Origin of the sequence: Rossellomorea aquimaris, from assembly GCF_020172085.1 — a bacterium.
Taxonomy (GTDB): Bacteria; Bacillota; Bacilli; order Bacillales; family Bacillaceae_B; genus Rossellomorea; species Rossellomorea aquimaris_E.
Genome location: NZ_JAIVAT010000008.1, coordinates 369,339 through 395,171 on the forward strand (window position 1 = coordinate 369,339; position 25,833 = coordinate 395,171).

Below are 25,833 nucleotides of genomic sequence, written 5' to 3' on the forward strand. Positions count from 1 at the left end.
GGTCTATGCGGTCCTTTCTTTACGAAAGAACAAGGAGCAATGCGTTCATTACTCACGAAATAAAATTATAGCATAGGATATCTATTATTGCAATAAGACGTAAAAAAAAGACTAGAATCTGATTCTAGTCTTTTTTAGAGTAAACTTTGCTGCTTATAACAAAGCGAGTGCTGGTTGATTTCCACTCCAGGTGCTCGCTTTCCGCGGGGCGTGAGTTGAGCCTCCTCGGGCTTTGCCCTGCGGGGTCTCAACTTTCCCGCATTTCCCGCAGGAGTCGAGCACCTTCCGTTCCAATCAACTGATAAGTGTGAGAGGAGTACCGTTTAAACTCTCATCTATTCTCGTTATTACTCATCTACAGCCCAACCATCCACTTTCAGCAGTCAACACTATTTTATCTACACTAAAATAGTGACATTACAAAAGGAAGTTTTAGATAAACTTACACATTAAAACGGAAGTGAATGATATCTCCGTCTTTGACGAGATATTCTTTACCTTCGAGACGAACTTTACCTGCTTCACGGGCTGCACCCATTGTTCCGGCTGCTACCAGGTCTTCGTAAGATACCGTTTCTGCACGGATGAATCCGCGTTCGAAGTCGGTGTGGATGACTCCTGCGCATTGAGGAGCTTTCATTCCTTCACGGAACGTCCAGGCGCGAACCTCTTGGACACCTGCTGTGAAGTAAGTAGCAAGTCCTAACAGTGAGTAAGTAGCGCGGATCAGCTGATCCAGACCAGATTCTTCAATTCCTAATTCCTGCAGGAACATCGCTTTTTCTTCATCATCAAGCTCGGCGATCTCAGATTCAATTTTGGCACAGACGACGATCACTTCAGCGTTGTCTTCTTTTGCAAATTCGCGTACTTTCTGAACATATTCGTTGTCAGAAGGATCCGCGATTTCGTCTTCACTTACGTTCGCCACATATAATACAGGCTTGGAAGTCAGAAGGTGAAGCTGTTTCACAAGCTTCATCTGTTCATCGGAGAACTCCACTGTACGGGCAGGCTGCTCGGCTTCCAACGCTTCTTTGATTTTCACAAGGATATCATATTCAAATACAGCTTCCTTGTCTTTTTGCTTCGCCATTTTCTGGACTCTGGCGATGCGCTTATCAACAGTCTCAAGATCAGCCAGGATCAATTCCAGATTGATGACTTCGATATCAGCAATCGGATCAACTTTACCGGACACGTGTGTGATGTTGTCATCCGCGAAACAACGGACAACCTGACAGATTGCATCCACTTGACGGATATGGGATAGGAATTTATTCCCTAGTCCTTCTCCTTTACTTGCACCTTTTACAATACCGGCAATATCGGTGAATTCAAAAGCCGTCGGTACGGTCTTCTTCGGATCTACTAGCTCTGTTAGTTTATCTAAACGGTGATCGGGAACCTCTACGATTCCTACGTTTGGATCAATGGTACAGAAAGGGTAGTTGGCAGATTCCGCACCTGCTTTTGTAATTGCGTTAAATAGAGTGGACTTTCCTACGTTAGGTAGTCCAACAATACCAGCTGTTAATGCCATTTTGGTCACTCCTCATCATTATTCTTATCTATTAAAAATCCTGTAAGATCAAAAAACATATAAACGGTCGAACCTTTCACAATTATAGAGATAATAGAGACAAAAGACAAGTGAAGCTTCAGGGGCAAGACAGGAAATACGGCACAAAAAAAGCACTCAATCATTTGAAAACGACTGAATGCTCTCAGAAGACGCTATTTCCACCGGAAGATGGGTTAGGCCAAAAGAATTATGGGTAAAAAAGAAATACTTATTCTTCTTCACCGCTAGAAATGACTTTTTTCATTTTTTTCGCAAAATCTTTTCTGGGGATCATGACACTGTGCCCGCACCCTACACATTTGATGCGAATATCCATCCCCATACGGATCACTTTCCAGCGGTTTGTACCACATGGATGAGGCTTTTTCATTTCGACAATATCATTTAAAGAGAATGTCTTTGGCTCCACTACCTATTCCTCCTCATTCGCTTTCAAGTCTTCTTTGTTTCTCTTCCTGGGGATGAATCTCTTCTTCATCCTTGCGTGAATACATCACCATACGAGGGAATGGAATCTCAATACCATGAGCATCCAGGCAAAGTTTCACTTCTTTCCTGATCATCCTCGCCATATACCAATGTCTCATCGGAACCGTTTCAGCGACGATCCGGATGACGACATCGGATGCTCCAAGGGTCTGAACCCCCAACAGCTCAGGTGGATTCACTAGATCTTCATATTTTTGCGGCAGGGAAAGGAGAAGCTCCTCCATTACTTTTTCTGCTTCTTCAATATTCTCCTCATAGGCAATACTGACATCTACGACAGCAATACTGTTATGGACGGAGAAATTGGTTACTTCCGTAATGTTCCCATTAGGGAAGATATGAAGTTCCCCTGTCCAACTTTTGATCTTTGTCGTACGAAGACCGATTTCTTCTACATTTCCCTCTGCAGAACCAATGCGAACATAGTCGCCGACTGAAAATTGATCTTCGAAAATAATAAAGAAGCCGGTGATGATATCACGGACCAGGTTCTGCGCTCCAAAACCGACGGCTAGACCGACAATCCCTGCACCGGCGATAAGCCCTTTCACATCAATGTCCAGAGTCGACAAAATCGTCATCAGACTGATGAAGTAAATCACATAGGTCAATACATTTTCTAAGAGCTTTGATAAGGTTGCTTCCCGTCTCTCAGTAAATTTCAAAGGGGAGCGGGAACGCACCTTGAATACATTCCGGATTGCTGACCGTCCCACTCTTAACGCAAGATAGGTAATTACCATAATAGCAATAATCTTCAAAGCACCTGTTCCCAAGGCCATCCACATTTCATTATCTATCAGTTTCTCAGCAGTTTTATCAATTGTATCATCTATCTTAGCTTTCGTATCTTTCGCACTCATTTACCGAACCTCCACTTATCATTCAATAAGAAGTATTCCTTATTTTATCAACTTTCCCTCTCCTTGTGTAGATATAACCTCATAATAGATAGTTTGTAGGGAAATTTTTATTTTCTGAAAAATCGGACCATCTTATGTATGAAAAAAAGAAATCGTCCGTATACTGATAGTACTATAAAATCCGACTGTGATTTAAGGGGCCGGCGACACAACGTCATCCATCCTCTATAACACATCCAAAGGAGTGGAAGCGATGAATCTGAAAAAAGGATTATTTGAACGAGGATCTGAACCTTATAGAGTCCTTCATCAGGAAGAGCGCGCGGCACAGGATCTTTCCGTTCAATTGTCGTCGATGCTTCCCACTTATTATCGTACAAGGCCCATCGTGTTTGTCTGTATCGGCACTGACCGCTCGACAGGGGATTCATTAGGTCCATTGGTCGGTACATTGGTAGAAGAACGGGGTATTAAGCCGTTCCATGTATACGGGACATTGGATGATCCGATACACGCCGTGAACCTAGAAGAGAAGCTCAAGGAAATTGCAGCTGAACATACCAATCCCTTTATCATTGGAGTAGATGCCTGTCTCGGACGTTTAAAGAGTGTAGGGGCCATTCAGTTGAGCGAGGGTCCTTTGAAACCGGGTGCCGGAGTCAATAAAGAATTACCCGAGGTCGGCGAGATTCATCTGACCGGGATTGTGAACGTCAGCGGATTCATGGAATTCTTTGTTCTACAAAATACGCGTTTGAATCTTGTTATGAAAATGGCCAAGACGATCGCTGAAGCAATTGTGCTCGCAGGTGATTCAGTGGAACGGAGAAATGCCGTAAGCATTGAAAAATGGCGGGGAGAACTACAGAAATAAAGAAAGGAGATGACGCATTTCGTCATCTCCTTTTATGATTACATATACAACTGATAAGCGTGTATAATTCCGACCACCATTCCCACTACGATGATGCCAGGAAGTAAATTGGCGACTCTTATTTTTGCTACTCCGAGGAGATTGAGTCCAATCGCAAAAATCATGATGCCACCCGTTGATGTCATTTCGACAATGTAGGCATCCATTAGTTCCTGTGGCACCCACTGATGAATTTGCGTAGCAAATAGGGCAATAAATCCCTGATAAAGAACGACGGGGATAGCCGAGAACATGACACCGATCCCCAGTGTCGTCGTTAAAATCAGAGAAGTGAATCCATCAATGATCGACTTCGTCAAAAGAACATCATGATCTCCCCTGATACCACTGTCCAACGCACCGATCACGGCCATTGCCCCGATGACAAAAATCAATGTGGCCGTTACAAAACCTTGAGAAATGGATGTTTCTTTCTTGCTGCCAAGCTTCTTCTCCAACCAGTTCCCTAAAGCATTAAGCCTGTCCTCAAGCTTCATCCATTCTCCCCAGGCAGCTCCAAGTGCAAGACTGATGATGACAATGAGAAAGTTTTCACTTTTCAGCCCCATCTGTAAGCCAAGAACGATCACGGCAAGTCCAATCGCTTTCATGACGGTTCCCTTCATATCTTCGGGTATGCGGTGCAGGATCTTCCCTAATAGGGTTCCGATGATAATACACACTCCATTTACTAGCGTTCCTAAAAGTACCATGACGTTTCCCCTTATGATTATTTCCCGAAGAATAGTGTGTTCTATGTACGATATGGAAGAGGACTGGCTTTGACGGCATCGTATCTACCATCTAAGTCAGTCCATTCACATTACTCTTATTGCAGTAATTCCAATATTCGATCCAAGTCTTCCTTCGAGAAGAATTCCAATTCTATTTTTCCTTTTTTCTTCGATTGTTTAATCGTTACTGTCGTACCGAAGCGTTCACGAAGGAGAGATTCCTGTTCTTGTATAAAGACGTCTTTTCGTTCGGTCTTCTTTGTTTCACGTGGAACATTCTTCTCATTCAATTCCTGAATGATTTTCTCTAATTGTCTAACGTTCAGCGATTCTTTCAATATTCGATTCACAATGGTTGATAGATTCTTTTTATTTTTCAATCCAAGAAGGGCACGTCCGTGTCCCATCGAGAGCTTACCTTCAGAAATAAGTTCCTGAACGGGGGAAGGCAGGGAAAGTAACCGGATATGGTTCGCAATATGAGGCCTGCTCTTTCCTAATCGCTTGGCCAACTCTTCCTGAGTAAGCTTCAATTTATCCATGAGCATTTGATAAGCCGCTCCCTCTTCGATCGGAGTCAGATCCTCTCGTTGGAGGTTCTCCAAGACGGCAAGTTCCATCATTTGTTGTTCGTTCAACTCACGGATCACGACTGGAACAGTGTCTAATTTAGCAGCAGTCGCTGCACGATACCGACGTTCACCAACCACGATTTCATATCCCTTGATGGATTTACGGACAATGATTGGTTGAAGGATCCCGTGTTCCAGGATTGATTCTTTTAACTCTTCGATTGCCTGAGGCTCAAAGATTTTCCGGGGCTGATAGGGATTCGGCCTTATTTCCTTCAGGCTCACTTCCTGGACGGATTCTTCATTTTGAGTTGTCTGCATATTAGTGAAGAGAGCATTGATACCCTTTCCTAAACCTTTAGCCATTCGCCACCACTTCCTTTGCCAGTTCTAAATAAACTTCTGCCCCCCTGGATTTCGCATCATAAATGATGATCGGTTCACCATGACTGGGTGCTTCACTTAAACGAACGTTACGTGGGATAATCGTGCGATACACTTTATCTTGAAAATACTTTTTAACCTCTTCAATGACCTGGATTCCAAGATTCGTTCTGGCATCCAGCATGGTTAGCAATACTCCATCGATCATGAGATCATGATTCAGGTGCTTCTGCACTAAACGAACCGTGCTTAACAACTGACTCAACCCCTCGAGCGCGTAATATTCGCACTGTACCGGTATGACAACGGCATCAGATGCGGTAAGCGCATTGATGGTAAGAAGTCCTAATGATGGGGGGCAGTCGATAATAATATAATCGAATTCTTCTTTTACCTTCTCAAGCGCTTTCTTCAGACGCACTTCCCGTGATATGGTCGGAACCAATTCAATTTCCGCTCCAGCAAGTGAAATGGTTGCAGGGACAATCGATAAATTCTCTACTTTCGATTGCTTAATCGTGTCATTAACATCTACATCGTCCACTAACACATCATAAATACAATGCTGGACATCCCCTTTTTCAACACCTACACCACTGGTGGCGTTTCCTTGAGGATCGATATCTACAAGTAAAACCTTTTTCCCTATATAAGCTAAACAAGCCCCCAAATTAACGGATGTCGTGGTCTTACCCACTCCTCCCTTTTGATTTGTAACGGCTACAATTCTGCCCAAGGTTGTCACCTACCTTTTGACTTCCTATAATTGACTTTATTTTTTTCACAGTATTCTTCTATTCTACCAAAACCCCTTGATAATTGTCTGTCAATTTTTCAAAAAACACGGCCATATCCATAAATAGGAAAGATCTCGTCATTTCACACCAAAAAAGTGAGAAACCGATCCGATCTGTTTCTCACTTTTAGTCTATCAGTCTATTTTTTTTTCGGGATACGAATGGTAAATTGATAGAATTCCTCGTGCTCTTCTTCTTCAGAGTCGAGATTGATTCCGCTATCGGACACCATGGAAAGGGATTGCCGGATTGTATTCACTGCAATTCTCATATCCTTGCTGAATGCCTTGCGTTTAGGCTTCGGCTTTTGATTCGTACCTTCCTGCATCTTCACAACCCGGTCTTCCGTCTGCTTGACATTCAAGTTCTTTTCAATGATTTCTTGAAGGAGCTGGATTTGCTTTTCCGGATTCTTCAGAGGAATCAAAGCCCTGGCGTGACGTTCAGTGATTTGTTTATCTAATAAGGCTGATTGAATTTCTTCTGGAAGCTTTAGGAGACGAAGCTTGTTCGCCACGGTTGATTGTCCTTTTCCTAAGCGTTGAGCAAGGGCTTCTTGGGTAAGATCATGTAATTCCAACAGTTTCCCATACGCGATTGCCTCTTCTATAGGAGAGAGCTCTTCTCTTTGTAAGTTCTCTATTAATGCAACAGAAGCTGTTTCTGTATCATTCAGATTCTTTACAATTGCCGGTACTGTTTCCCAGCCAAGCTTTTGTACGGCTCTGTAACGTCGTTCTCCCGCAATGATTTCAAACTGGTCATCACCATATTGCCTCACCACGATCGGCTGGATAATACCATGTGTGTGAATGGTTCTTGATAACTCTTCTATTTTTTCATCATTAAACACAGTCCTTGGTTGGAATCGGTTCGGGGTGATTTGTGAGACGGGTATTTTCCTCACTTCATCTCGATCTTCTTCCACTACATTTGACTCTTCAGATTCAACATCTTGCTCCTTTTCACCTAGGCCAAAAAAACGAGAGAAAGGATGCTTCATCTTCCTACACCACCTTTAAGAAACTCCCTTAATTAATATTCTCTAAAATATGTCAATTTCCTGCCTCTGATAAGAGCCTTTTATACCAGGTACTTTAAAGGCAGGAAGTTGACCATTTATTCTAACGGTAATTTATTGGGTGTCCCAGGTTTTCTGGGATATTTGTTAGGCGTTTCTTTCACTTTGTTGATTTTCACGATATTCCGCTCGCTTTCCTCTTCGGGAAGAACGAAGGAATACATTTTATCCGTTTGTCCTCCAAGCGTTCCAATGGCTTTCTTCGCGTTCGACAGTTCTTCGTTCACATTGGAAGCTTTCATGGCGACAAAGGACCCCCCCTTTTTCACCAGTGGAAGGCATAATTCACTTAAGACGGACATTCTTGCTACGGCCCTTGCTGTAACCATATCATACTTTTCTCGATGAGCCTTATTTTTCCCAAATGTTTCGGCACGGTCATGATAAAAATTCGTGTTTTCAAGTCCCAACTCATCGGATAAGTGATTTAAAAATGTGATGCGCTTATTTAATGAATCAACAATCGAAATATGTAAGTGCGGGAAGCATATTTTAATCGGTATACTTGGAAAACCGGCACCCGCCCCTACATCACAAAGGGATTGAACTTCATTGAAATCGACGTAAAAGGCTGCACTGACCGAGTCGTAAAAATGCTTTAAATACACATCTTCCTTTTCGGTGATCGCCGTCAGATTCATCTTTTCATTCCACTCAACCAGCAATTCATAATAGCGTTCAAACTGATGTAACTGCTCAGAAGAAAGGGAAATTCCCTTCTCCTCGAGCATTGATTGAAATTCATTTACGTTCATGAAATGATCCTTCCTTTACTTCTATTGATCACCGGATACCTTGGCGATTTTTCCCTGTTCAATGTAGACCATCAAGATGGATACGTCTGCAGGGTTCACACCTGAAATGCGGGATGCCTGCGCAAGAGAAAGAGGCTGCACCTCGATCAATTTCTGTCTTGCTTCAGAAGCTAAACCGCTGATTGCACTGTAATCAATGTTCTCAGGAATTCGTTTGTTTTCCATCTTCTTCATTTTATCGACTTGTTGAAGGGATTTTTCAATATAGCCCTCGTATTTCACCTGGATTTCCACTTGTTCCTCTACGTCGGGATCAAGCTCGAATTCACTTGGAACGAGTGCCTTGATATGACTGTAATTCATCTCAGGACGCTTCAGGAGATCAGCAGCCAGAATCCCGTCTTTCAACTCACTTCCACCTGCACTGCGGATGATTTCCTGCGTTTCCTCAGTCGGCTTGATGCGGGTGGCTTCAAGACGCTTCTTCTCGGTAGAAATCGCTTCTTTCTTCGCAGAGAATCGATCATACCTCTCATCAGAAATCAATCCAATTCGATGACCGATATCCGTTAAGCGAAGATCGGCATTATCATGACGAAGTAACAAGCGGTATTCAGCACGTGAAGTCAGAAGACGATACGGTTCGTTCGTCCCTTTTGTGACCAGGTCATCGATCAGTACTCCGATATAGGCATCGGAACGGCTTAAGATGACCTCTTCTTTATCCAAGGCACGGCAAGCGGCATTGATTCCGGCCATCAAACCTTGACCAGCGGCTTCTTCATATCCAGATGTCCCGTTGATTTGTCCTGCTGTATAGAGGTTCTTGATTTTTTTCGTTTCAAGAGTCGGCCATAATTGTGTCGGAACGATTGAATCATACTCGATCGCATATCCGGCGCGCATCATTTGAACCTTTTCAAGTCCCGGGATGGTCTGAAGTATTTTTTGCTGTACATCTTCTGGAAGACTTGTCGACAACCCTTGAACATATACTTCCTGAGTATTTTTCCCTTCAGGCTCCAGGAAGATCTGGTGACGCGGCTTGTCGTGGAAACGCACGACTTTATCTTCTATTGAAGGACAGTAACGCGGTCCCGTACCCTTGATCATACCTGAATACATAGGTGAACGATGAAGGTTATCATCGATTAATTGATGAGTGTGTTCGTTCGTATACGTCAGCCAGCAAGGGAGTTGATCCGTGATGTATTTTGTCGTTTCATAGCTGAATGCACGTGGAACATCATCACCAGGCTGGATTTCCGTTTTCGAATAATCGATCGTCGAACTATTGACACGTGGCGGTGTCCCTGTTTTAAAACGCACCGTATCGAATCCGAGCTCATGTAAGTGATCAGACAGTCTGATAGAAGGCTGTTGGTTATTCGGACCGCTTGAATATTTCAGATCTCCAAGAATGATTTCTCCACGAAGGAATGTACCCGTCGTGATGACGACTGTTTTGGCACGGTAGGCAGCTCCTGTCATCGTAACGACACCTTTACACTCATCATCCTCAACGATCAATTCCTCTACCATTCCCTGAAGCAAGGTCATGTTCGGTTCATTTTCGATCGTCCGTTTCATTTCATGCTGATAAAGGAACTTATCGGCCTGTGCCCTTAACGCCCGGACAGCTGGGCCTTTTCCTGTATTCAACATCCGCATTTGGATATGCGTTTTATCTATATTACGACCCATCTCTCCACCGAGAGCGTCGATTTCCCTTACAACGATTCCTTTCGCCGGTCCACCAACCGATGGGTTACACGGCATAAATGCGACCATATCCAAGTTAATGGTGACCATTAACGTTTTAGCTCCCATGCGTGCCGAAGCAAGTCCCGCTTCTACACCGGCATGGCCAGCACCAATGACAATGACATCATATTGCCCTGCGTCATATTGCATGGTTTGTTATTTCCTCCTTGTAGGACCTAAAGTCCACATTATAATAGTATTTACTTCCCTAAACAAAATTGAGAAAACAGCTGATCAATCAAGCTTTCATGGACACTATCACCGATGATTTCACCTAATAGCTCCCATGTTCTCGTCAGATCAATCTGAGCAATATCAATCGGCGTTCCCATTTCCACACCGTCGATAGCTTCATTGATCGCGAGTGATGCTTGATTCAGCAGGGCGATATGACGACTATTGGATACATACGTCATATCCCCCCCTTCAATGGAACCTGCAAAGAACAAAGAAGAAATCGCTTCTTCCAGTTCATCAATTCCCTGTTCTTCCAGTAAAGCGGTCGTCACCAGCTGATGATTTTCAGAAAGTTTCCTGACTTTATCTATATCAATCTTTTGAGGCAGGTCAGTTTTGTTCACGATGACAATGACATCCATTCCCTTCACCGCTTCAAATAACTGCTCATCCTCAAAGGTTAATTCATCTGCATAATTCAGTACAAGCAGGATTAAATCCGCTTCCTTCAGTACTTGTCTCGAGCGTTCCACACCAATCCGTTCAACGATATCTTCTGTTTCGCGGATCCCCGCCGTGTCAACCAGACGCAATGGAACACCCCTTACGTTGACATATTCCTCGATCACATCACGTGTTGTGCCGGGAATATCCGTTACAATGGCTTTGTTTTCATGAACAAGACTGTTCAGAAGGGAGGACTTTCCTACATTCGGCCGGCCGATGATGACCGTCGATAGTCCTTCTCTTAAAATCTTCCCTTGTTCTGATGTACGGATCAATTTGTCTATTTCATCCCGGACTCGTCTGGATTTCTCCAGAAGTACATGATGCGTCATTTCTTCCACATCATCATACTCCGGATAATCGATATTCACTTCCACATGGGCGAGTGTTTCAAGAATTTCCTGACGTAGCTTTCGGATCAAATTGGAAAGGCGTCCTTCCATTTGGTTGAGAGCTACATTCATGGCCCGATCCGTTTTCGCCCGAATGAGATCCATAACGGCCTCTGCCTGGGAGAGATCGATCCGGCCATTCAGGAATGCCCGCTTCGTAAATTCACCCGGTTCTGCAAGTCTTGCCCCGTTCTTCAATACAAGCTGCAAAACTTTATTCACCGACACGAGCCCTCCGTGACAGTTGATTTCGATAATGTCCTCACGAGTGAATGTCTTTGGCCCTTTCATGACAGACACCATCACTTCTTCCACCACTTGCCCGGTGTCAGGATCAATAATATGTCCATAATGAATTGTATGGGAAGCAAATTCCTTCATGGAGCTCCCTTTCATTCCCTTAAAGACTTTATCACCGATATCAAATGCCTGATCACCGCTCAAACGGACGATGGCGATCGCTCCCTCTCCCATTGGAGTGGATATGGCTGCAATTGTATCAAACTCCACTTTCGTTCACCTCTCTTATCGCTGATCTATTTATATAAATGTATAGTAGAAAGCAAAGTTTCCCCAAATTATTAGAATATCACAATCCGTATCAATACTAAAGAAAGGAAACCCTTTGTTCGTCGCCAATGTTATCCACATAAATCATTTCTCATCTCTATTATTTTAACTTATCCACATGTGAATAACAATAAACGGGAATGAAAATAAGAATAGGCGGGTGGTGGTAAGGGTGGAGTGAATGAATTAGTTGGAAAGTAGCGTTTAGAGGGAAATAGTATGTTTGATGGTGTCTGCCAAATATTTGATTTATCTGCCGATTTTTCATTTTTTCTGCCAAATGTGCAATTTATCTGCCGGATTTTCGTTTTATCTGCCAAAATTACAATATATCTTCCATTCCGCAAAATATGACAACTTTCGCCAACCACCACGCCAAACCAACAAAAAAAGACGATCCCCTTAAAAGGAATCGTCTCTTATTATTTAGGTGCAATGACAATATATCGATTAGGTTCTCGGCCCTCTGAGTGTGTATCGACCCTTTTCGAATCCACTAAAGCCGTGTGAATCACTTTCCGCTCATAAGAAGGCATCGGTTCTAGTGAAACGGAACGATTTGTGCGCAGTGCCTTTTCTGCTAAACGTTCTGCAAGGGTTGTCAGCGTTTGCTTCCGTCTCTCCCGGTAGTTCTCCGCATCAAGCAGAATGGTGATGAACTGACCTGAGACCCGGTTGGCAACCAGCTGAGACAAATGTTGAAGGGCATTCAACGTTTGTCCCCTTTTCCCGATTAAGAGCGCCATTTTTTCTCCGGAAATATTGAACTCTACATCTCTTCCATCCTGCTTTACTTCAATGGTCGCATCTACGCCCATTTCACGAGCAACAGATAAAAGAAATTCTTTGGCTTCACTTACCGGATCAACCGCTTTCTTCACGTTTACGATTGCCGGTCTTCCACCGAACAATCCGAATAACCCTTTTTTACCTTGATCAATGACGTCAATTTCTGCATCTTCTTTGGTGATATTCAGTTGAGACAAGGCTGATTCAATGGCTTCTTCCACCGTTTGACCAGTCGCTTCTACTTCTCTCACTTTTTCTTTCCTCCCGAATTCCCACCAGCTTTAGCTGCTTGCGCTTCTTTGATCTCAGGTCCTTTAACGAAGTAAGTCTGAGCGATCATAAATAGATTTCCGACTACCCAGTAAAGGGATAGAGCTGCAGGGAAGTTAATCGCAAAAATGATGATCATGACCGGCATGATATAAAGCATCATCGCCATTTGTGGATTTTGATTCGCTGTACCTGCCATCATGAGTTTTTGTTGGATAAACGTTGTTAAACCTGCTACTAATGGTAAGATATAGAACGGATCGGGGTTGCCCAGATCGAACCATAAAAAGTTATGTGCTTTGATTTCCTGTGTTCTGACGATCGCATGGTAGAAACCAATTAAGATCGGCATTTGAACGATCAATGGGAAACATCCTGCTAACGGATTCACCCCGTGACTTTGGAATAAAGCCATCGTTTCTTGTTGAAGTTTTTGCTGAGTTTGTGCATCTTTTGAGCTATATTTTTCACGAAGCTTCTTCATTTCAGGCTGCAATGCCTGCATGGCTTTTGAATTTTTCGTTTGTTTAATCATCAATGGCAGAATGGCCGTACGAATAAGCAACGTAACAATTACAATCGCCAATCCATAGGATCCGCCCATAAATTCTGCAACCATCGTAATCAATTGTGATAAAGGATAGACAATATATTCATTCCAGATTCCGCTACTTTCAGATGTAATCGGCTTATTGTAATCCGTACATCCTGATAAAATAGCCATTAGCCCAATGATTCCCACCAGGGCTATTATTCTCTTTTTCACCCTACATTTCCTCCCAACTAATATCTTTCATGTAAATTAATAAACAAGCACCATCATCCCGTACTAAAAAAAGTACAATCCCTCGTATTGTAACATCTTTTCATTTGATTGTGATGACGAAACCTGTCATTCTCTCAAAATGTTATGACTTCTTCCTATCATATTTGCCATAAGAAGACCTTTTCAATACTTTTCCTCTTTTTAATACATGGGTGAGACTCCCCTTCACCTCATGGAAATTCATTTCGGCCGCCGGTTTTCTGGCGATGATAAGATAATCGTACTGATCGTGAACCTCTTCTTGTAATTCTAAGAAAGCCTGCCTCACATAGCGCTTGATTTGATTCCGGCAAACGGCATTCCCGATCTTCTTACTGACGGAAATTCCGATTCGAAATGGCTGGGGCTCTTCCTTCTTTAATAGATACAAGACGAATTGACGATTCGCAACGGACGTTCCCTTTTTAAATATTTCCTGGAACTCTTTGTTTTTCTTCACTCTTTGCTCTTTCCGCATGGACCACACCTATTTTTCATTTTTGTCTTCGTCTAACCTCGACATTATCGGCTCATTCGTTTGAAATTATAAGTATTTTCTCTTCTAATCCGACATATGGACGACCCTGATCATTTTATCACGTAATAGAAAGGAAAAAAAAGACCACTGAGTCAGTTCAGTGGTCTAGGCAGATAATACTTTTCTTCCTTTGCTGCGACGGCGAGCTAAAACATTGCGTCCGTTTTTAGAGCTCATGCGTGCACGGAAACCGTGATTCTTTTTTCTTTTGCGGTTATTTGGTTGAAACGTTCTTTTCATCTATGACACCTCCCTGAAGGATATCTTTAAAAAGTTAAAGACATTCCTCACTATTATAAAGACGGTACCCATAAAAAGTCAACACTCAGATTATTTTTCTTTTTAAGTGTTGCTTAATCCCTCTTTTATCATTTGCTAAGAGCCAGAGGTGGTTGATTTCCGCTGCAGGTGCTCGCTTTCCGCGGGGCTGGCGGTGAGCCTCCTTTTGCCATCAAGCTGTCCAGCTATTTTTTTAACTCATCTAATAATATGTCGATTACGTTCTTTATTGAATAGACAATAAATCTTTCCTTTATCTTTTTTAAACCCCTTCAACGTAAAAATCTACCTTTTCAACCATTTAACTTTTTTGTTTGAAAGATTCCCTCAGATCGAGAGGTTCCTCCGAGAACATCTTAATTTAGAAATCATCATTTCCCCTCTACAAATCCTATCCGATTTTTTTATTCAGCCTGCCTGTGGATAGGATTCGACACTGTTTTAAATTATCCACAGCACATACTGACAACTTTTTCACAAGTTATTGGGTTGTGGACAATTCGATTCCACAAGGGATGGGGGTTGTGGATAAAATTTAAAAAGCATTGCACCGCTAAGGATATTTTGATATGATTATTGTGTTTTCACTCTTGATAACTAGGTTTACGTAAATAACTTATCCACAAAATGTGGATATCATGTGGGTAACTTATACAGAGGGTTTGTAAAACATTGTCCACAAGTGGTGGATATTGTCGAAAACCCATTTTCTTTCCTTATTATATATATTTTCCACATTCACTGCATTGTATTTTTATAAAATGACGAGTGTTAAAGTAATGTACAGTATGAAATGGTTGTACAGAAGTTATACAAAAACAAGAAAAGGAGGGACCAGGATTGGAGAATATCGGGGATCTTTGGAGCAAGGCCTTAGAAAATATCGAAAAAAAAATCAGTAAACCCAGTTTTGATACTTGGTTAAAATCCACTAAGGCCCATTCCATTCAAGGGGACACCCTTGTGATTACTGCTCCAAATGAATTTGCGAGAGATTGGTTGGAAGGTCGCTACTCCCAGTTAATTTCCGGGGTTTTATATGATATTACGGGTGAAGAGCTAGTCGTTAAATTTATCATTCCCCAAAACCAGGAGCCGGAAGAGTTTGATATTCAAATTCCTCCAAAGTCGATGAAAGATGACGATCAGCAGGATCTCAATCAAAATATGTTGAACGCTAAATATACTTTCGACACGTTTGTTATCGGTTCGGGCAACCGGTTCGCCCATGCTGCTTCTTTAGCAGTGGCTGAAGCACCTGCTAAAGCGTATAACCCCTTATTTATTTATGGGGGAGTCGGACTCGGAAAAACCCACTTAATGCATGCCATCGGTCATTATGTATTGGAGCATAATCCCGCTGCGAAAGTGGTTTACTTATCGTCTGAAAAATTCACAAATGAATTCATCAACTCCATTCGTGACAATAAAGCGGTTGATTTCCGTAATAAATATCGTAATGTCGATGTTTTATTAATTGATGACATTCAATTTTTAGCTGGAAAAGAACAAACGCAAGAGGAATTTTTCCATACTTTTAATACCTTACATGAAGAAAGCAAACAAATTGTCATTTCCAGTGATCGGCCACCAAAAGAGATTCCGACACTTGAAGATAGACTTCGTTCACGGTTTGAGTGGGGATTGATTACAGATATCACACCTCCGGACCTCGAGACGAGAATTGCCATTTTACGAAAAAAAGCAAAGGCTGAAGGGCTGGATATCCCTAACGAAGCCATGCTTTATATAGCTAATCAAATCGATTCCAATATTCGTGAGTTAGAGGGCGCGTTGATTCGTGTCGTCGCTTACTCATCTCTCATAAATAAAGACATCAATGCTGATTTAGCGGCTGAGGCGTTGAAGGATATCATTCCGAGCTCGAAGCCAAGGACTATTACCATCCAGGAAATCCAGCGTGTCGTTGGTGAGCACTTCAATGTGAAGCTAGAGGACTTTAAAGCAAAAAAACGAACAAAATCGATTGCGTTCCCAAGACAGATCGCTATGTACTTATCAAGGGAAATGACGGATTCTTCACTCCCTAAGATCGGGGAAGAATTTGGCGGACGAGATCACACCACCGTCATTCATGCCCATGAGAAAATCAGTACATTACTTGGAAATGATGCACTTCTTCAGCAGCAGTTGAAAGAAATTCGTGAGTCTTTAAAGGGCTGATTTTACACACAATCAAATTGGATAATGTGAATAACCGAGTCATACTAGCACACAGTCTGTCCACATGTGGATAGGCTGTGTTTACGTTCGATTCACACACTTATCCACATATCAACAGGCCCTACTACTTCTTTTACTATTTTTTAAATAAATTATTAGTATATGATTCAGTCCATAAAATTATGTGCAAATTGGAGGAATAAATCATGAAATTTGTTATTCAAAGGGACCATCTTGTGCAAAGTGTCCAAGATGTCATGAAAGCTGTAACATCCAGAACAACGATTCCTATTCTGACAGGGATCAAGATCATCGCTACAGAGGATGGTGTCACATTAACGGGAAGTGACTCTGATATTTCCATCGAGTCTTTTATACCGAATGAAGAAGAAGGTTCAGAAATCGTTGAGATCATGGAAGCAGGGGGAATTGTTCTCCAAGCTAAGTTCTTTAGTGAAATCGTAAAAAAATTACCTAAAGATACGGTTGAAATCGAAGTTCAAAATCACTTCCAGACTGTTATCCGTTCTGGACAGGCTGAATTTAATTTAAACGGTTTGGATCCGGAAGAATACCCACATCTGCCTCAAATCGAAGAAGGAAACGGCATTAAGGTTTCAACAGATCTTTTAAAGACGATGATCAGACAAACGGTATTCGCAGTGTCCACCTCAGAAACACGCCCCATCTTGACAGGTGTAAACTGTCAGATTGATAACGGGGAGTTGAGCTGTATTGCAACAGATAGTCACAGGCTGGCCATGAGAAAAGCCCCGATTGAGACAAATCACGATGCTTCTTACAATATTGTGATTCCAGGGAAGAGCTTAAACGAGTTGAATAAAATCCTGGACGATACGGATGAGCCAGTAGAAATCGTCATTACAGAAAACCAGGTCCTATTCAAAGCGAAGCATCTGTTATTCTTCTCCAGATTGTTAGAAGGGAACTATCCTGATACCAGTCGGTTGATCCCATCTGACACGAAAACAGAATTGACCTTGAACACGAAAGAATTTTTACAAGCGATCGATCGTGCATCCCTTCTTGCAAGAGAAGGACGAAACAACGTCGTGAAGCTTTCGACACTTGATGGCGGGATCATTGAGATCTCCTCAAATACACCGGAAATCGGTAAGGTCATCGAGCAGGTTCAAAGTCAATCAATCGAGGGAGAAGAACTGAAGATTTCCTTTAGCGCGAAGTATATGATGGACGCATTGAAAGCCATTGAAGGAACGGAAATCTATGTGAACTTCACTGGAGCCATGAGACCATTCGTATTGAAGCCTCTTCACGATGATTCCATTCTTCAGTTGATCCTTCCGGTAAGGACGTACTAGGAATCCAAAAAGCCAACACCTTAAAAAAAGTTAAGGTGTTGGCTTTTTTTATTTTGGCAACCAACCATTTTCGGTGCAGATATTCTACTTCCAGAGGGAGAAGGTGGGCAGATGAAACTCCTCGGAAAGCGACCATCTGCAGCGGAAATCAACTACGACTATTTTCTCCATTTTTCGTTAGTTGTGACTTGACTCTATTTAGAGTAAAATAAGATATTAGAGACTTTATACGGAAAGTAGTGATTTTAGTGGCGAAAGAGATCACCATCGAAACAGAAATCATCACATTGGGACAATTCCTCAAGCTTGCTGAAGTGATACAGTCCGGCGGTATGGCGAAATGGTTCTTAAGTGAATATGAAGTATACATAAACGGGGAGCAAGACCAAAGAAGAGGAAGAAAACTCACGATTGGTGACAAAGTTGAAATTCCTGAAGTAGGGGTCTTTGTTGTTGCCGGAGAATAACAAAGGGTGTTATGTCCATGTACATTGAACAATTGGAATTAAGAAACTACCGGAATTACGAGTCGATCGACGTGACTTTCGAAAATAAGGTAAATGTGATCCTTGGAGAGAATGCCCAGGGAAAGACGAATATCATGGAATCCATTTACGTCCTGGCAATGGCTAAATCCCACCGGACCTCGAATGATAAAGATTTAATCCGTTGGGATCAGGAATATGCTAAAATAAAAGGTAGGATTCAAAAATATAATGGTGCGTTGCCTTTGGAGCTGGTCCTATCGAAAAAAGGGAAAAAAGCAAAAAGCAATCACCTTGAACAATCTAAATTGAGTCAATATGTCGGGAATATGAATGTTGTTATGTTTGCACCTGAAGATCTCCATTTGGTAAAAGGGAGCCCACAAGTGAGGCGTCGGTTTATCGATATGGAAATCGGTCAGGTTTCTCCTGTTTATTTACATGATATAAGCCTTTATCAAAAAATATTACAGCAACGAAACCATTATTTAAAACAGTTGCAAACAAGGAAACAAAAAGACCAGACCATGCTTGATGTCTTGACGGAGCAGTTCATCGAAATGGCAGTGAAAATTACGAAGAAACGATTTGAATTCGTCCAGCTGCTGGAAAGCTGGGCTAAACCGATTCATTCAGGGATTTCGAGAAACCTTGAAACGTTGGAAATCGTATATAAACCGTCATTGGATGTATCAGATAATCAAGAATGGTCAAAAATGGTAGATATATATGAGCAGAAATTCAAGGATATACGGGAGCGGGAAATAGATCGCGGTGTGACTCTGGTCGGACCGCATCGGGATGATCTTCAATTCATTGTGAATGGGCGAGATGTACAAACATTTGGTTCCCAAGGGCAGCAACGGACAACAGCCCTCTCTGTAAAGCTTGCAGAAATCGAGCTGATTCACTCTGAAATTAAAGAATATCCCATCTTACTTCTGGATGATGTCTTATCCGAATTAGATGATTATCGTCAGTCCCACTTATTAAATACCATCCAGGGAAAAGTTCAAACCTTCGTGACCACGACGAATGTGGATGGTATCGATCATCAAACCTTAAACGAGGCGACGACGTTCGAAGTGGAAGCCGGATCAATGAAAAGATTGAAATGAGGTGTTACCTTGTACATACATGTTGGAGAAGATGTCATGGTACGGACAGATGAAATCATCGCCATTATTGATCGAGACACCGTTCAATTTTCAGAGGAAATTCAACATTTTCTAAAAACGAAAGATAAAAACCTTTGCAATCTCGCAAAGGGTTCATATAAATCTCTTGTTATTACAACAAATCAGTTGTATCTCTCACCACTGGCATCCAGTACGCTGAAGAAGCGATCAAAGAAATACTCAAACTTTGAGAATTTATTATAGAAATATAAAGCCCTGAAGGTTAGAAAGTGTAGGTGAATCAGTATGACTATGGAACAAAAACAAGCGCAAGGCGGATCCTATGATGAAAATCAGATTCAGGTTCTGGAAGGATTAGAGGCCGTTCGGAAAAGACCAGGTATGTATATTGGATCAACAAGCGGAAGAGGTCTACATCACTTGGTATGGGAAATCGTTGATAACAGTATCGATGAAGCATTAGCAGGTCACTGTAATGAAATCGAAGTCATCATCGAAGAAGATAACAGCATTACCGTTACTGATAATGGACGTGGTATTCCAGTCGGTATCCATGAAAAAATGGGGCGCCCAGCCGTTGAGGTCATCATGACGGTCCTTCACGCAGGCGGTAAGTTCGGCGGCGGAGGATACAAGGTATCCGGAGGTCTGCACGGAGTAGGGGCATCGGTTGTAAATGCTCTATCCACGGAGCTTGAAGTGCATGTTCATCGTGATGGAAAGATTTATTATCAAAAGTTCGAAAAAGGTGTTCCGAGCTTCGACCTTAAAGTGATCGGAGAAACGGATAAGACAGGAACGATCATTCATTTCACTCCTGATCCTGAAATCTTCACTGAAACGACGGAATACGACTATGATACATTGGCAAATCGTATCCGCGAATTGGCTTTCTTAAACAGAGGAATCCAGATCAGTATTGAAGATAAGCGCGGCGAAGGAAAACGAAAGGACTACCACTACGAAGGTGGAATTAAGTCTTATGTAGAACATCTGAACCGTTCGAAGGAAGTCATCCATGAAGAGCCGATTTACATCGAAGGTGAGAAAGATGATATCACAGTCGAAATCGCCCTTCAGTACAATGACGGTTTTGCCAGTAACCTTTATTCATTTGCCAATAACATTCACACTCATGAAGGTGGTACACATGAGTCCGGATTTAAAACGGCTTTAACAAGGGTCATCAATGATTATGCCCGTAAAAATAATGTGTTCAGAGAAAGCGATGCGAATCTTTCGGGAGAAGATGTCCGTGAAGGATTGACAGCCATCATTTCAATCAAACACCCTGACCCTCAGTTCGAAGGTCAGACGAAAACAAAACTCGGAAACTCAGAAGCAAGGGCCATCACCGATTCTCTATTCTCGGAGCATTTGGAAACGTTCCTGCTTGAAAATCCGGTTGTCGCACGAAAAGTCGTAGAAAAAGGACTGATGGCTGCACGTGCCCGCCTGGCAGCGAAAAAGGCAAGGGAGCTTACCCGTCGTAAAAGTGCCCTTGAAATTTCAAGCTTACCAGGTAAACTCGCGGACTGTTCTTCTAAAGATCCAAGCATCAGTGAAATTTACGTGGTTGAGGGTGACTCAGCCGGTGGATCTGCCAAGCAAGGGCGTGATCGCCACTTCCAGGCCATCCTTCCTCTGCGCGGTAAAATCATTAACGTAGAAAAGGCACGACTTGATAAGATCCTTTCCAATAACGAGGTCCGGGCAATCATTACGGCACTCGGAACAGGGATCGGTGAAGATTTCGATCTGTCTAAGGCGAGATACCACAAGATTGTAATCATGACCGATGCCGACGTCGATGGTGCACATATCCGTACGCTGTTATTGACGTTCTTCTATCGCTATATGAGAAATATCATTGAGGCAGGCTATATTTATATCGCTCAACCACCGTTGTATAAGATCCAACAAGGTAAGAAAATCGAGTATGCTTACAATGATAAGGAATTGGATCGAATCCTTGGAGAAATCTCCCCAACTCCTAAACCAGGAATCCAGCGTTACAAAGGTCTGGGAGAGATGAACCCTGAACAGCTTTGGGAAACAACCATGGATCCCGATTCAAGGACACTTCTCCAGGTAAGTCTTCAGGACGCGATCGAGGCCGATGAAACATTTGAAATCCTCATGGGGGACAAAGTTGAGCCGAGACGTAACTTCATCGAAGAAAACGCTGCGTACGTGAAGAATCTGGATATTTAACGAAATCTTTATTTGAAAATAGTACAGGATAGACGATTTGCTATCCTGTCTTTTACATAGCGGACAAGGTAAAGAATGAGAAAGGTATGAATCTTTCTTTAAAAGGAGGTCCCTTTTACTATGGCAGAAACACCAAGATCGAATGTTAAAGAGATTAATATAAGTAATGAAATGCGCTCGTCTTTCCTGGATTATGCGATGAGTGTCATCGTTTCACGTGCCCTGCCGGATGCACGTGACGGCCTTAAGCCAGTACACCGCCGTATTTTGTATGCGATGAATGACCTCGGGATGACGTCTGACAAAGCCTATAAGAAATCGGCACGTATCGTCGGTGAAGTAATCGGTAAGTACCACCCTCATGGTGACTCAGCTGTTTATGACACGATGGTCCGTATGGCACAGGATTTCAACTATCGCTATATGCTTGTGGACGGTCATGGAAACTTCGGTTCTGTCGATGGAGATGCGGCGGCTGCGATGCGTTATACAGAAGCGCGTATGTCCAAGATCTCTATGGAACTGATTCGTGATATCAATAAGGACACGATTGATTATAAAGATAACTATGATGGTACAGAGAGAGAGCCGGAAGTATTGCCTGCCCGTTTCCCGAACCTGTTGGTCAACGGTTCCTCCGGGATCGCTGTTGGGATGGCAACGAATATTCCTCCTCACAATCTTGGGGAAGTGATCGATGGGATCCTGGCATTAAGTAAAGACCCTGATATTACGATTCAAGAGTTGATGGAATTCATCTACGGCCCCGATTTCCCTACAGCCGGATTGATTGTAGGAAGAAGCGGGATCCGTCGCGCCTATGAAACAGGTAAAGGATCCATCACCATGCGCGCACGCGTGGAAATCGAAACGAAGAGCAATGGGAAAGAGACGATCATCGTCCATCAAATCCCTTATCAGGTGAATAAAGCGAGATTAATTGAAAAAATCGCCGATCTTGTCCGGGATAAGAAAATCGATGGCATCACAGATCTGCGTGATGAATCCGACCGTAACGGTATGCGAATTGTCATTGAAGTAAGAAAAGACGCCAATGCTAACGTATTACTTAATAATCTGTATAAACAAACAGCCCTGCAAACAAGCTTCGGAATCAATTTGCTGGCACTTGTTGACGGACAGCCTAAGGTATTGAATTTAAAAGAGTGTCTATATCACTACCTACAGCATCAACGAGTGGTCATTCGTCGTAGAACGGAATTCGAATTGAGGAAAGCAGAAGCAAGGGCTCATATCTTAGAAGGTCTGAGAATTGCCTTGGATCATATTGATGAAATCATCGCCCTTATTCGTGGATCTCAAACAACAGAACTTGCGAAACAAGGTTTGATGGAAAACTTCTCCCTTTCCGATAAACAAGCACAAGCTATCCTGGATATGCGTCTTCAACGCTTGACCGGTTTGGAACGTGAAAAGATCGAAGACGAGTACCAGGAACTGGTGAAGTTGATCTCAGAACTAAAAGCGATCCTTGCAGATGATGAAAAGGTCCTTGAAATCATCCGTGAAGAGCTGATCGAAATCAAAGAGCGCTTCAATGATGAAAGAAGATCAGAAATTGTAGCGGGTGGCATCGAGAACATCGAGGACGAAGATTTAATTCCAAGGGAAAACATCGTCGTATCTCTTACCCATAATGGCTACATCAAGCGTCTTCCGGTATCTACCTACCGCAGTCAAAAGCGTGGTGGAAGAGGCATCCAGGGAATGGGTACCAATGATGAGGACTTCGTTGAACACTTATTGACGACTTCCACTCATGACACGATCCTCTTCTTTACGAATAAAGGAAAAGCGTATCGTGCAAAAGGATATGAAATTCCCGAGTTCAGCCGTACTGCAAAAGGTCTGCCTATCATCAACATGCTTGGTGTCGAAAAAGATGAGTGGATCAACGCCATGATCCGGGTTGAAGAATTTGTCGACGACTGGTACTTATTCTTTACGACGAAGCAAGGTATTTCCAAACGTACACCGGTATCGGACTTCGCCAATATCCGTACGAACGGGCTGATCGCCATCAACTTGCGTGAAAACGATGAACTGATTTCAGTCAAACTGACCGATGGCGAAAAGGATATCATTATCGGGACGAAAGATGGGATGCTGATCCGTTTCCCGGAAACAGATGTTCGTTCAATGGGAAGAACAGCTACCGGAGTAAAAGGAATCAACCTCAGCGATGACGACATTGTTGTGGGAATGGAAATCCTCGAAGACAAGAGTGATGTGCTTGTCGTCACGGTAAATGGTTACGGAAAACGTACACCAGCCAGTGAATATCGTATACAAACACGTGGTGGTAAAGGATTGAAAACATGTAATGTGACCGAGCGTAATGGAGAACTTGTCTCTGTTAAGGCCGTCACAGGTGAAGAAGACTTAATGATCATCACCGCCCATGGCGTCCTTATCCGTATGGACGTAAATGATATTTCGACGACGGGACGAAACACTCAGGGAGTCAAGCTGATCCGTCTTCAAGAAAGTGAATTCGTTTCAACCGTTGCCAAAGTAGAAAAAGAAGATGATGAAGAAACCGAAGCACCGGTGGAATCTGCTGAAGAGGTAGACCAGCAGGATCAATCTGCTGAAGAAGGCAATGAAAATACAGAAGAATAAATAATAGAGCAAGCTATTTTCAGAAATGGAACCTCCATTCTGGAAATAGCTTTTTTTGTTGGGGGAATATTTATTTTTTGAAAAAAACAACTATAAGGTGCCTAATTTGGTAAAATAAACTAATATAATAAGGGAGATGTGAGGTGTTAGCAGTTGAAAGTCCATCGTGGAGATATACAATTAGGTTGCATAGTAGCTGAAGACATCATGGGAATGGCAGCAAGCCCTATCATTCCGAAAAGTACGGTGATTGAAGAAGAACACTTGAATATCCTTCAAGCATTCCATATTGACGAGTTATACATAGAGAAAACAAAAGCAGACGGGAATCCGTTCAGGTCCCTCTTATCCGCTGATAAATCCTCCGATCAGGAGGATAGTGACATATATGAACCTTATGGCTTTGTAGATTTATATCTGACAACCGTAAAGGAATTCAAGAAAGAATTTATGAATTGGCAATCGGGTACGGCGGTCAATGTTGCGAGAGTAAGAGAATTCATCCTGCCTGTCATTCAAGTGGTGGAAGAGAATCACGCATATGTATACTCACTTCCTCAGTACTCAACCAAAAAAGACTATCTTTATCATCATGCCGTTTCAGTGAGTATCATCAGCGCGTTAATAGGAAAGAAGCTTGGATTGAACTCAGGACAGGTAAATCAACTGGCATTAGCAGGTGCACTATCAGACTGTGGGATGTCAAAGGTAAGCCCCCACATATTATTAAAAGAACAACCTTTAACAGAAAGTGAGTTTAAAGAGGTAAAACTTCACACAGCAAATGGGTATAAGATGGTCAAAGATACCCCATTATTAAAAACGGAAACGAAGCTTGCCATCTTTCAGCATCATGAACGCTTTGACGGGACAGGATATCCTGCATCTGAAAAGAGCGATCGAATTCATCTATATTCACAGATTGTAGGCATTTCCGATGTGTTTCATGCTATGACATCCGAGCGAATGTATCGAACCCGTCAGCCGGTCTTCAAAGTACTTGATATGATCAGTAAAGACTTATTCGGCAAATTTGATATAAAGGTAGTGGAAGGCCTTCTTCAATTATTGGGAGACTTACGGACAGGAACCCCGGTAAAACTATCGACTGGAGAGACCGGGGAAGTGATGTATACCAAACCGAATGCATTTATTAGTCCGATCGTTAAGCTGAAGTCTGGTCAATTAATCGATTTATCTCAGCAAAAGAATATCTACATTTCAGAAGTAATGACATGATGAACATGGAAATATAAAAAAGTTGCAGGCTACTTTTTTATATTTCCTATTGCAAACCTGTTTAATAGTGTGTATACTATTATTTGTTGTCCGAAAGGCATTACATAATTATAGTGAAAATAACTTTTCTAAAATAATAAAAATACCTTGACGATATACGCTGGAAATGATATATTATAAAGGTCGCTTCAAACGAAGCACTTACACATTGAACCTTGAAAACTGAACAAAACAAGACAATACGTCAACGTTAATTCTAGATTTATTTTTAAAGAGCTATTCAAACTTTTATCGGAGAGTTTGATCCTGGCTCAGGACGAAC

Annotated in this window: 23 protein-coding genes; 9 read left to right on the forward strand and 14 right to left on the reverse strand. The window is 42.3% G+C overall.

The annotated features are described in order from the left end of the window. Positions 1–442: 442 nt before the first annotated feature. The 3 genes from ychF to LCL96_RS19540 form a co-directional block, all read right to left on the reverse strand. Positions 443–1,543 (reverse strand): redox-regulated ATPase YchF, encoded by a 1,101-nt coding sequence (ychF, locus tag LCL96_RS19530; RefSeq protein WP_224944416.1) that lies wholly within the window; start codon positions 1,541–1,543, stop codon positions 443–445. A 250-nt stretch (positions 1,544–1,793) separates the two neighbouring features. Beyond that, positions 1,794–1,994 carry a DUF951 domain-containing protein gene (locus LCL96_RS19535; protein WP_224944419.1) on the reverse strand — a complete coding sequence of 67 codons (201 nt, stop codon included), beginning with the start codon at positions 1,992–1,994 and terminating at the stop codon, positions 1,794–1,796. 13 nt (positions 1,995–2,007) lie between these two features. Further along, complete coding sequence (locus LCL96_RS19540) at positions 2,008–2,937, reverse strand: mechanosensitive ion channel family protein (RefSeq protein WP_224944422.1); 930 nt, start codon at positions 2,935–2,937, stop codon at positions 2,008–2,010. A gap of 253 nt (positions 2,938–3,190) precedes the next feature. Here LCL96_RS19540 and yyaC point away from each other — a divergent pair, with 253 nt between their 5' ends. Then, entirely contained in the window at positions 3,191–3,811 is a 621-nt protein-coding gene (gene yyaC / locus LCL96_RS19545) for a spore protease YyaC (protein ID WP_224944425.1), read from the forward strand. Between the two features lie 38 nt (positions 3,812–3,849). On the opposite strand, the gene LCL96_RS19550 is transcribed toward yyaC, so the two are convergent. From LCL96_RS19550 to rpmH, 11 genes are all read right to left on the reverse strand, one after another. Further along, entirely contained in the window at positions 3,850–4,563 is a 714-nt protein-coding gene (locus tag LCL96_RS19550; RefSeq protein WP_224944428.1) for a DUF554 domain-containing protein, read from the reverse strand. Positions 4,564–4,679: 116 nt separating this feature from the next. Beyond that, positions 4,680–5,522 (reverse strand): ParB/RepB/Spo0J family partition protein, encoded by an 843-nt coding sequence (locus LCL96_RS19555; RefSeq protein WP_224944431.1) that lies wholly within the window; start codon positions 5,520–5,522, stop codon positions 4,680–4,682. Next, entirely contained in the window at positions 5,515–6,276 is a 762-nt protein-coding gene (locus LCL96_RS19560) for a ParA family protein (RefSeq protein ID WP_224944433.1), read from the reverse strand. Before LCL96_RS19560 ends, LCL96_RS19555 begins: the two co-directional genes overlap by 8 nt. Before the next feature lie 200 nt (positions 6,277–6,476). Beyond that, the gene (gene noc, locus LCL96_RS19565; RefSeq protein WP_224944435.1) at positions 6,477–7,340 is read right to left on the reverse strand and encodes a nucleoid occlusion protein; all 864 of its coding nucleotides are present in this window, start codon (positions 7,338–7,340) and stop codon (positions 6,477–6,479) included. Between the two features lie 116 nt (positions 7,341–7,456). Further along, positions 7,457–8,173 (reverse strand): 16S rRNA (guanine(527)-N(7))-methyltransferase RsmG, encoded by a 717-nt coding sequence (rsmG, locus tag LCL96_RS19570; protein WP_224944437.1) that lies wholly within the window; start codon positions 8,171–8,173, stop codon positions 7,457–7,459. A gap of 21 nt (positions 8,174–8,194) precedes the next feature. Next, entirely contained in the window at positions 8,195–10,087 is a 1,893-nt protein-coding gene (gene mnmG, locus LCL96_RS19575; protein ID WP_224944439.1) for a tRNA uridine-5-carboxymethylaminomethyl(34) synthesis enzyme MnmG, read from the reverse strand. A gap of 50 nt (positions 10,088–10,137) precedes the next feature. Next, positions 10,138–11,523: a tRNA uridine-5-carboxymethylaminomethyl(34) synthesis GTPase MnmE gene (mnmE, locus tag LCL96_RS19580; RefSeq protein WP_224944441.1), complete on the reverse strand. Its 1,386-nt coding sequence runs from the start codon at positions 11,521–11,523 to the stop codon at positions 10,138–10,140. A 482-nt stretch (positions 11,524–12,005) separates the two neighbouring features. Beyond that, a complete protein-coding gene (gene jag, locus LCL96_RS19585; RefSeq protein ID WP_224944443.1) occupies positions 12,006–12,623 on the reverse strand; it encodes an RNA-binding cell elongation regulator Jag/EloR in 618 nt (205 codons plus the stop codon). Beyond that, positions 12,620–13,408: a YidC family membrane integrase SpoIIIJ gene (gene spoIIIJ, locus LCL96_RS19590; RefSeq protein ID WP_224944445.1), complete on the reverse strand. Its 789-nt coding sequence runs from the start codon at positions 13,406–13,408 to the stop codon at positions 12,620–12,622. The genes jag and spoIIIJ overlap by 4 nt, the downstream gene beginning before the upstream one ends. A gap of 142 nt (positions 13,409–13,550) precedes the next feature. Then, complete coding sequence (gene rnpA / locus LCL96_RS19595) at positions 13,551–13,925, reverse strand: ribonuclease P protein component (RefSeq protein ID WP_224944448.1); 375 nt, start codon at positions 13,923–13,925, stop codon at positions 13,551–13,553. A 165-nt stretch (positions 13,926–14,090) separates the two neighbouring features. Beyond that, the gene (gene rpmH / locus LCL96_RS19600) at positions 14,091–14,225 is read right to left on the reverse strand and encodes a 50S ribosomal protein L34 (RefSeq protein ID WP_034764748.1); all 135 of its coding nucleotides are present in this window, start codon (positions 14,223–14,225) and stop codon (positions 14,091–14,093) included. Positions 14,226–15,104: 879 nt separating this feature from the next. Here rpmH and dnaA point away from each other — a divergent pair. From dnaA to LCL96_RS19640, 8 genes are all read left to right on the forward strand, one after another. Next, positions 15,105–16,448, forward strand: coding sequence for a chromosomal replication initiator protein DnaA (gene dnaA / locus LCL96_RS19605; protein ID WP_224944451.1), 1,344 nt, complete (start codon positions 15,105–15,107; stop codon positions 16,446–16,448). 206 nt (positions 16,449–16,654) lie between these two features. Next, positions 16,655–17,791 carry a DNA polymerase III subunit beta gene (gene dnaN / locus LCL96_RS19610; RefSeq protein WP_224944454.1) on the forward strand — a complete coding sequence of 379 codons (1,137 nt, stop codon included), beginning with the start codon at positions 16,655–16,657 and terminating at the stop codon, positions 17,789–17,791. Between the two features lie 248 nt (positions 17,792–18,039). Further along, entirely contained in the window at positions 18,040–18,258 is a 219-nt protein-coding gene (gene yaaA, locus LCL96_RS19615; RefSeq protein ID WP_098351355.1) for a S4 domain-containing protein YaaA, read from the forward strand. Between the two features lie 17 nt (positions 18,259–18,275). Beyond that, positions 18,276–19,394: a DNA replication/repair protein RecF gene (gene recF / locus LCL96_RS19620; RefSeq protein ID WP_224944462.1), complete on the forward strand. Its 1,119-nt coding sequence runs from the start codon at positions 18,276–18,278 to the stop codon at positions 19,392–19,394. Between the two features lie 9 nt (positions 19,395–19,403). After that, on the forward strand, positions 19,404–19,658 hold the full coding sequence (gene remB / locus LCL96_RS19625; RefSeq protein WP_224944473.1) for an extracellular matrix regulator RemB: 255 nt from the start codon (positions 19,404–19,406) through the stop codon (positions 19,656–19,658). A 48-nt stretch (positions 19,659–19,706) separates the two neighbouring features. After that, a complete protein-coding gene (gene gyrB, locus LCL96_RS19630) occupies positions 19,707–21,629 on the forward strand; it encodes a DNA topoisomerase (ATP-hydrolyzing) subunit B (protein ID WP_224944532.1) in 1,923 nt (640 codons plus the stop codon). Positions 21,630–21,749: 120 nt separating this feature from the next. Next, a complete protein-coding gene (gene gyrA / locus LCL96_RS19635; protein ID WP_224944489.1) occupies positions 21,750–24,272 on the forward strand; it encodes a DNA gyrase subunit A in 2,523 nt (840 codons plus the stop codon). A 153-nt stretch (positions 24,273–24,425) separates the two neighbouring features. After that, entirely contained in the window at positions 24,426–25,511 is a 1,086-nt protein-coding gene (locus LCL96_RS19640; RefSeq protein WP_224944492.1) for an HD-GYP domain-containing protein, read from the forward strand. Positions 25,512–25,833: the final 322 nt, after the last annotated feature.

Coding starts and splice junctions, on each gene's coding strand:
- LCL96_RS19555 (WP_224944431.1), bottom strand. CDS start 5,522: ATGGCTAAAGGTTTAGGAAAGGGTATCAATGCTCTCTTCACTAATATG.
- LCL96_RS19540 (WP_224944422.1), bottom strand. CDS start 2,937: ATGAGTGCGAAAGATACGAAAGCTAAGATAGATGATACAATTGATAAA.
- ychF (WP_224944416.1), bottom strand. CDS start 1,543: ATGGCATTAACAGCTGGTATTGTTGGACTACCTAACGTAGGAAAGTCC.
- gyrB (WP_224944532.1), top strand. CDS start 19,707: ATGGAACAAAAACAAGCGCAAGGCGGATCCTATGATGAAAATCAGATT.
- gyrA (WP_224944489.1), top strand. CDS start 21,750: ATGGCAGAAACACCAAGATCGAATGTTAAAGAGATTAATATAAGTAAT.
- yyaC (WP_224944425.1), top strand. CDS start 3,191: ATGAATCTGAAAAAAGGATTATTTGAACGAGGATCTGAACCTTATAGA.
- rpmH (WP_034764748.1), bottom strand. CDS start 14,225: ATGAAAAGAACGTTTCAACCAAATAACCGCAAAAGAAAAAAGAATCAC.
- noc (WP_224944435.1), bottom strand. CDS start 7,340: ATGAAGCATCCTTTCTCTCGTTTTTTTGGCCTAGGTGAAAAGGAGCAA.
- rnpA (WP_224944448.1), bottom strand. CDS start 13,925: ATGCGGAAAGAGCAAAGAGTGAAGAAAAACAAAGAGTTCCAGGAAATA.
- mnmG (WP_224944439.1), bottom strand. CDS start 10,087: ATGCAATATGACGCAGGGCAATATGATGTCATTGTCATTGGTGCTGGC.
- dnaN (WP_224944454.1), top strand. CDS start 16,655: ATGAAATTTGTTATTCAAAGGGACCATCTTGTGCAAAGTGTCCAAGAT.
- rsmG (WP_224944437.1), bottom strand. CDS start 8,173: ATGAACGTAAATGAATTTCAATCAATGCTCGAGGAGAAGGGAATTTCC.
- LCL96_RS19550 (WP_224944428.1), bottom strand. CDS start 4,563: ATGGTACTTTTAGGAACGCTAGTAAATGGAGTGTGTATTATCATCGGA.
- recF (WP_224944462.1), top strand. CDS start 18,276: ATGTACATTGAACAATTGGAATTAAGAAACTACCGGAATTACGAGTCG.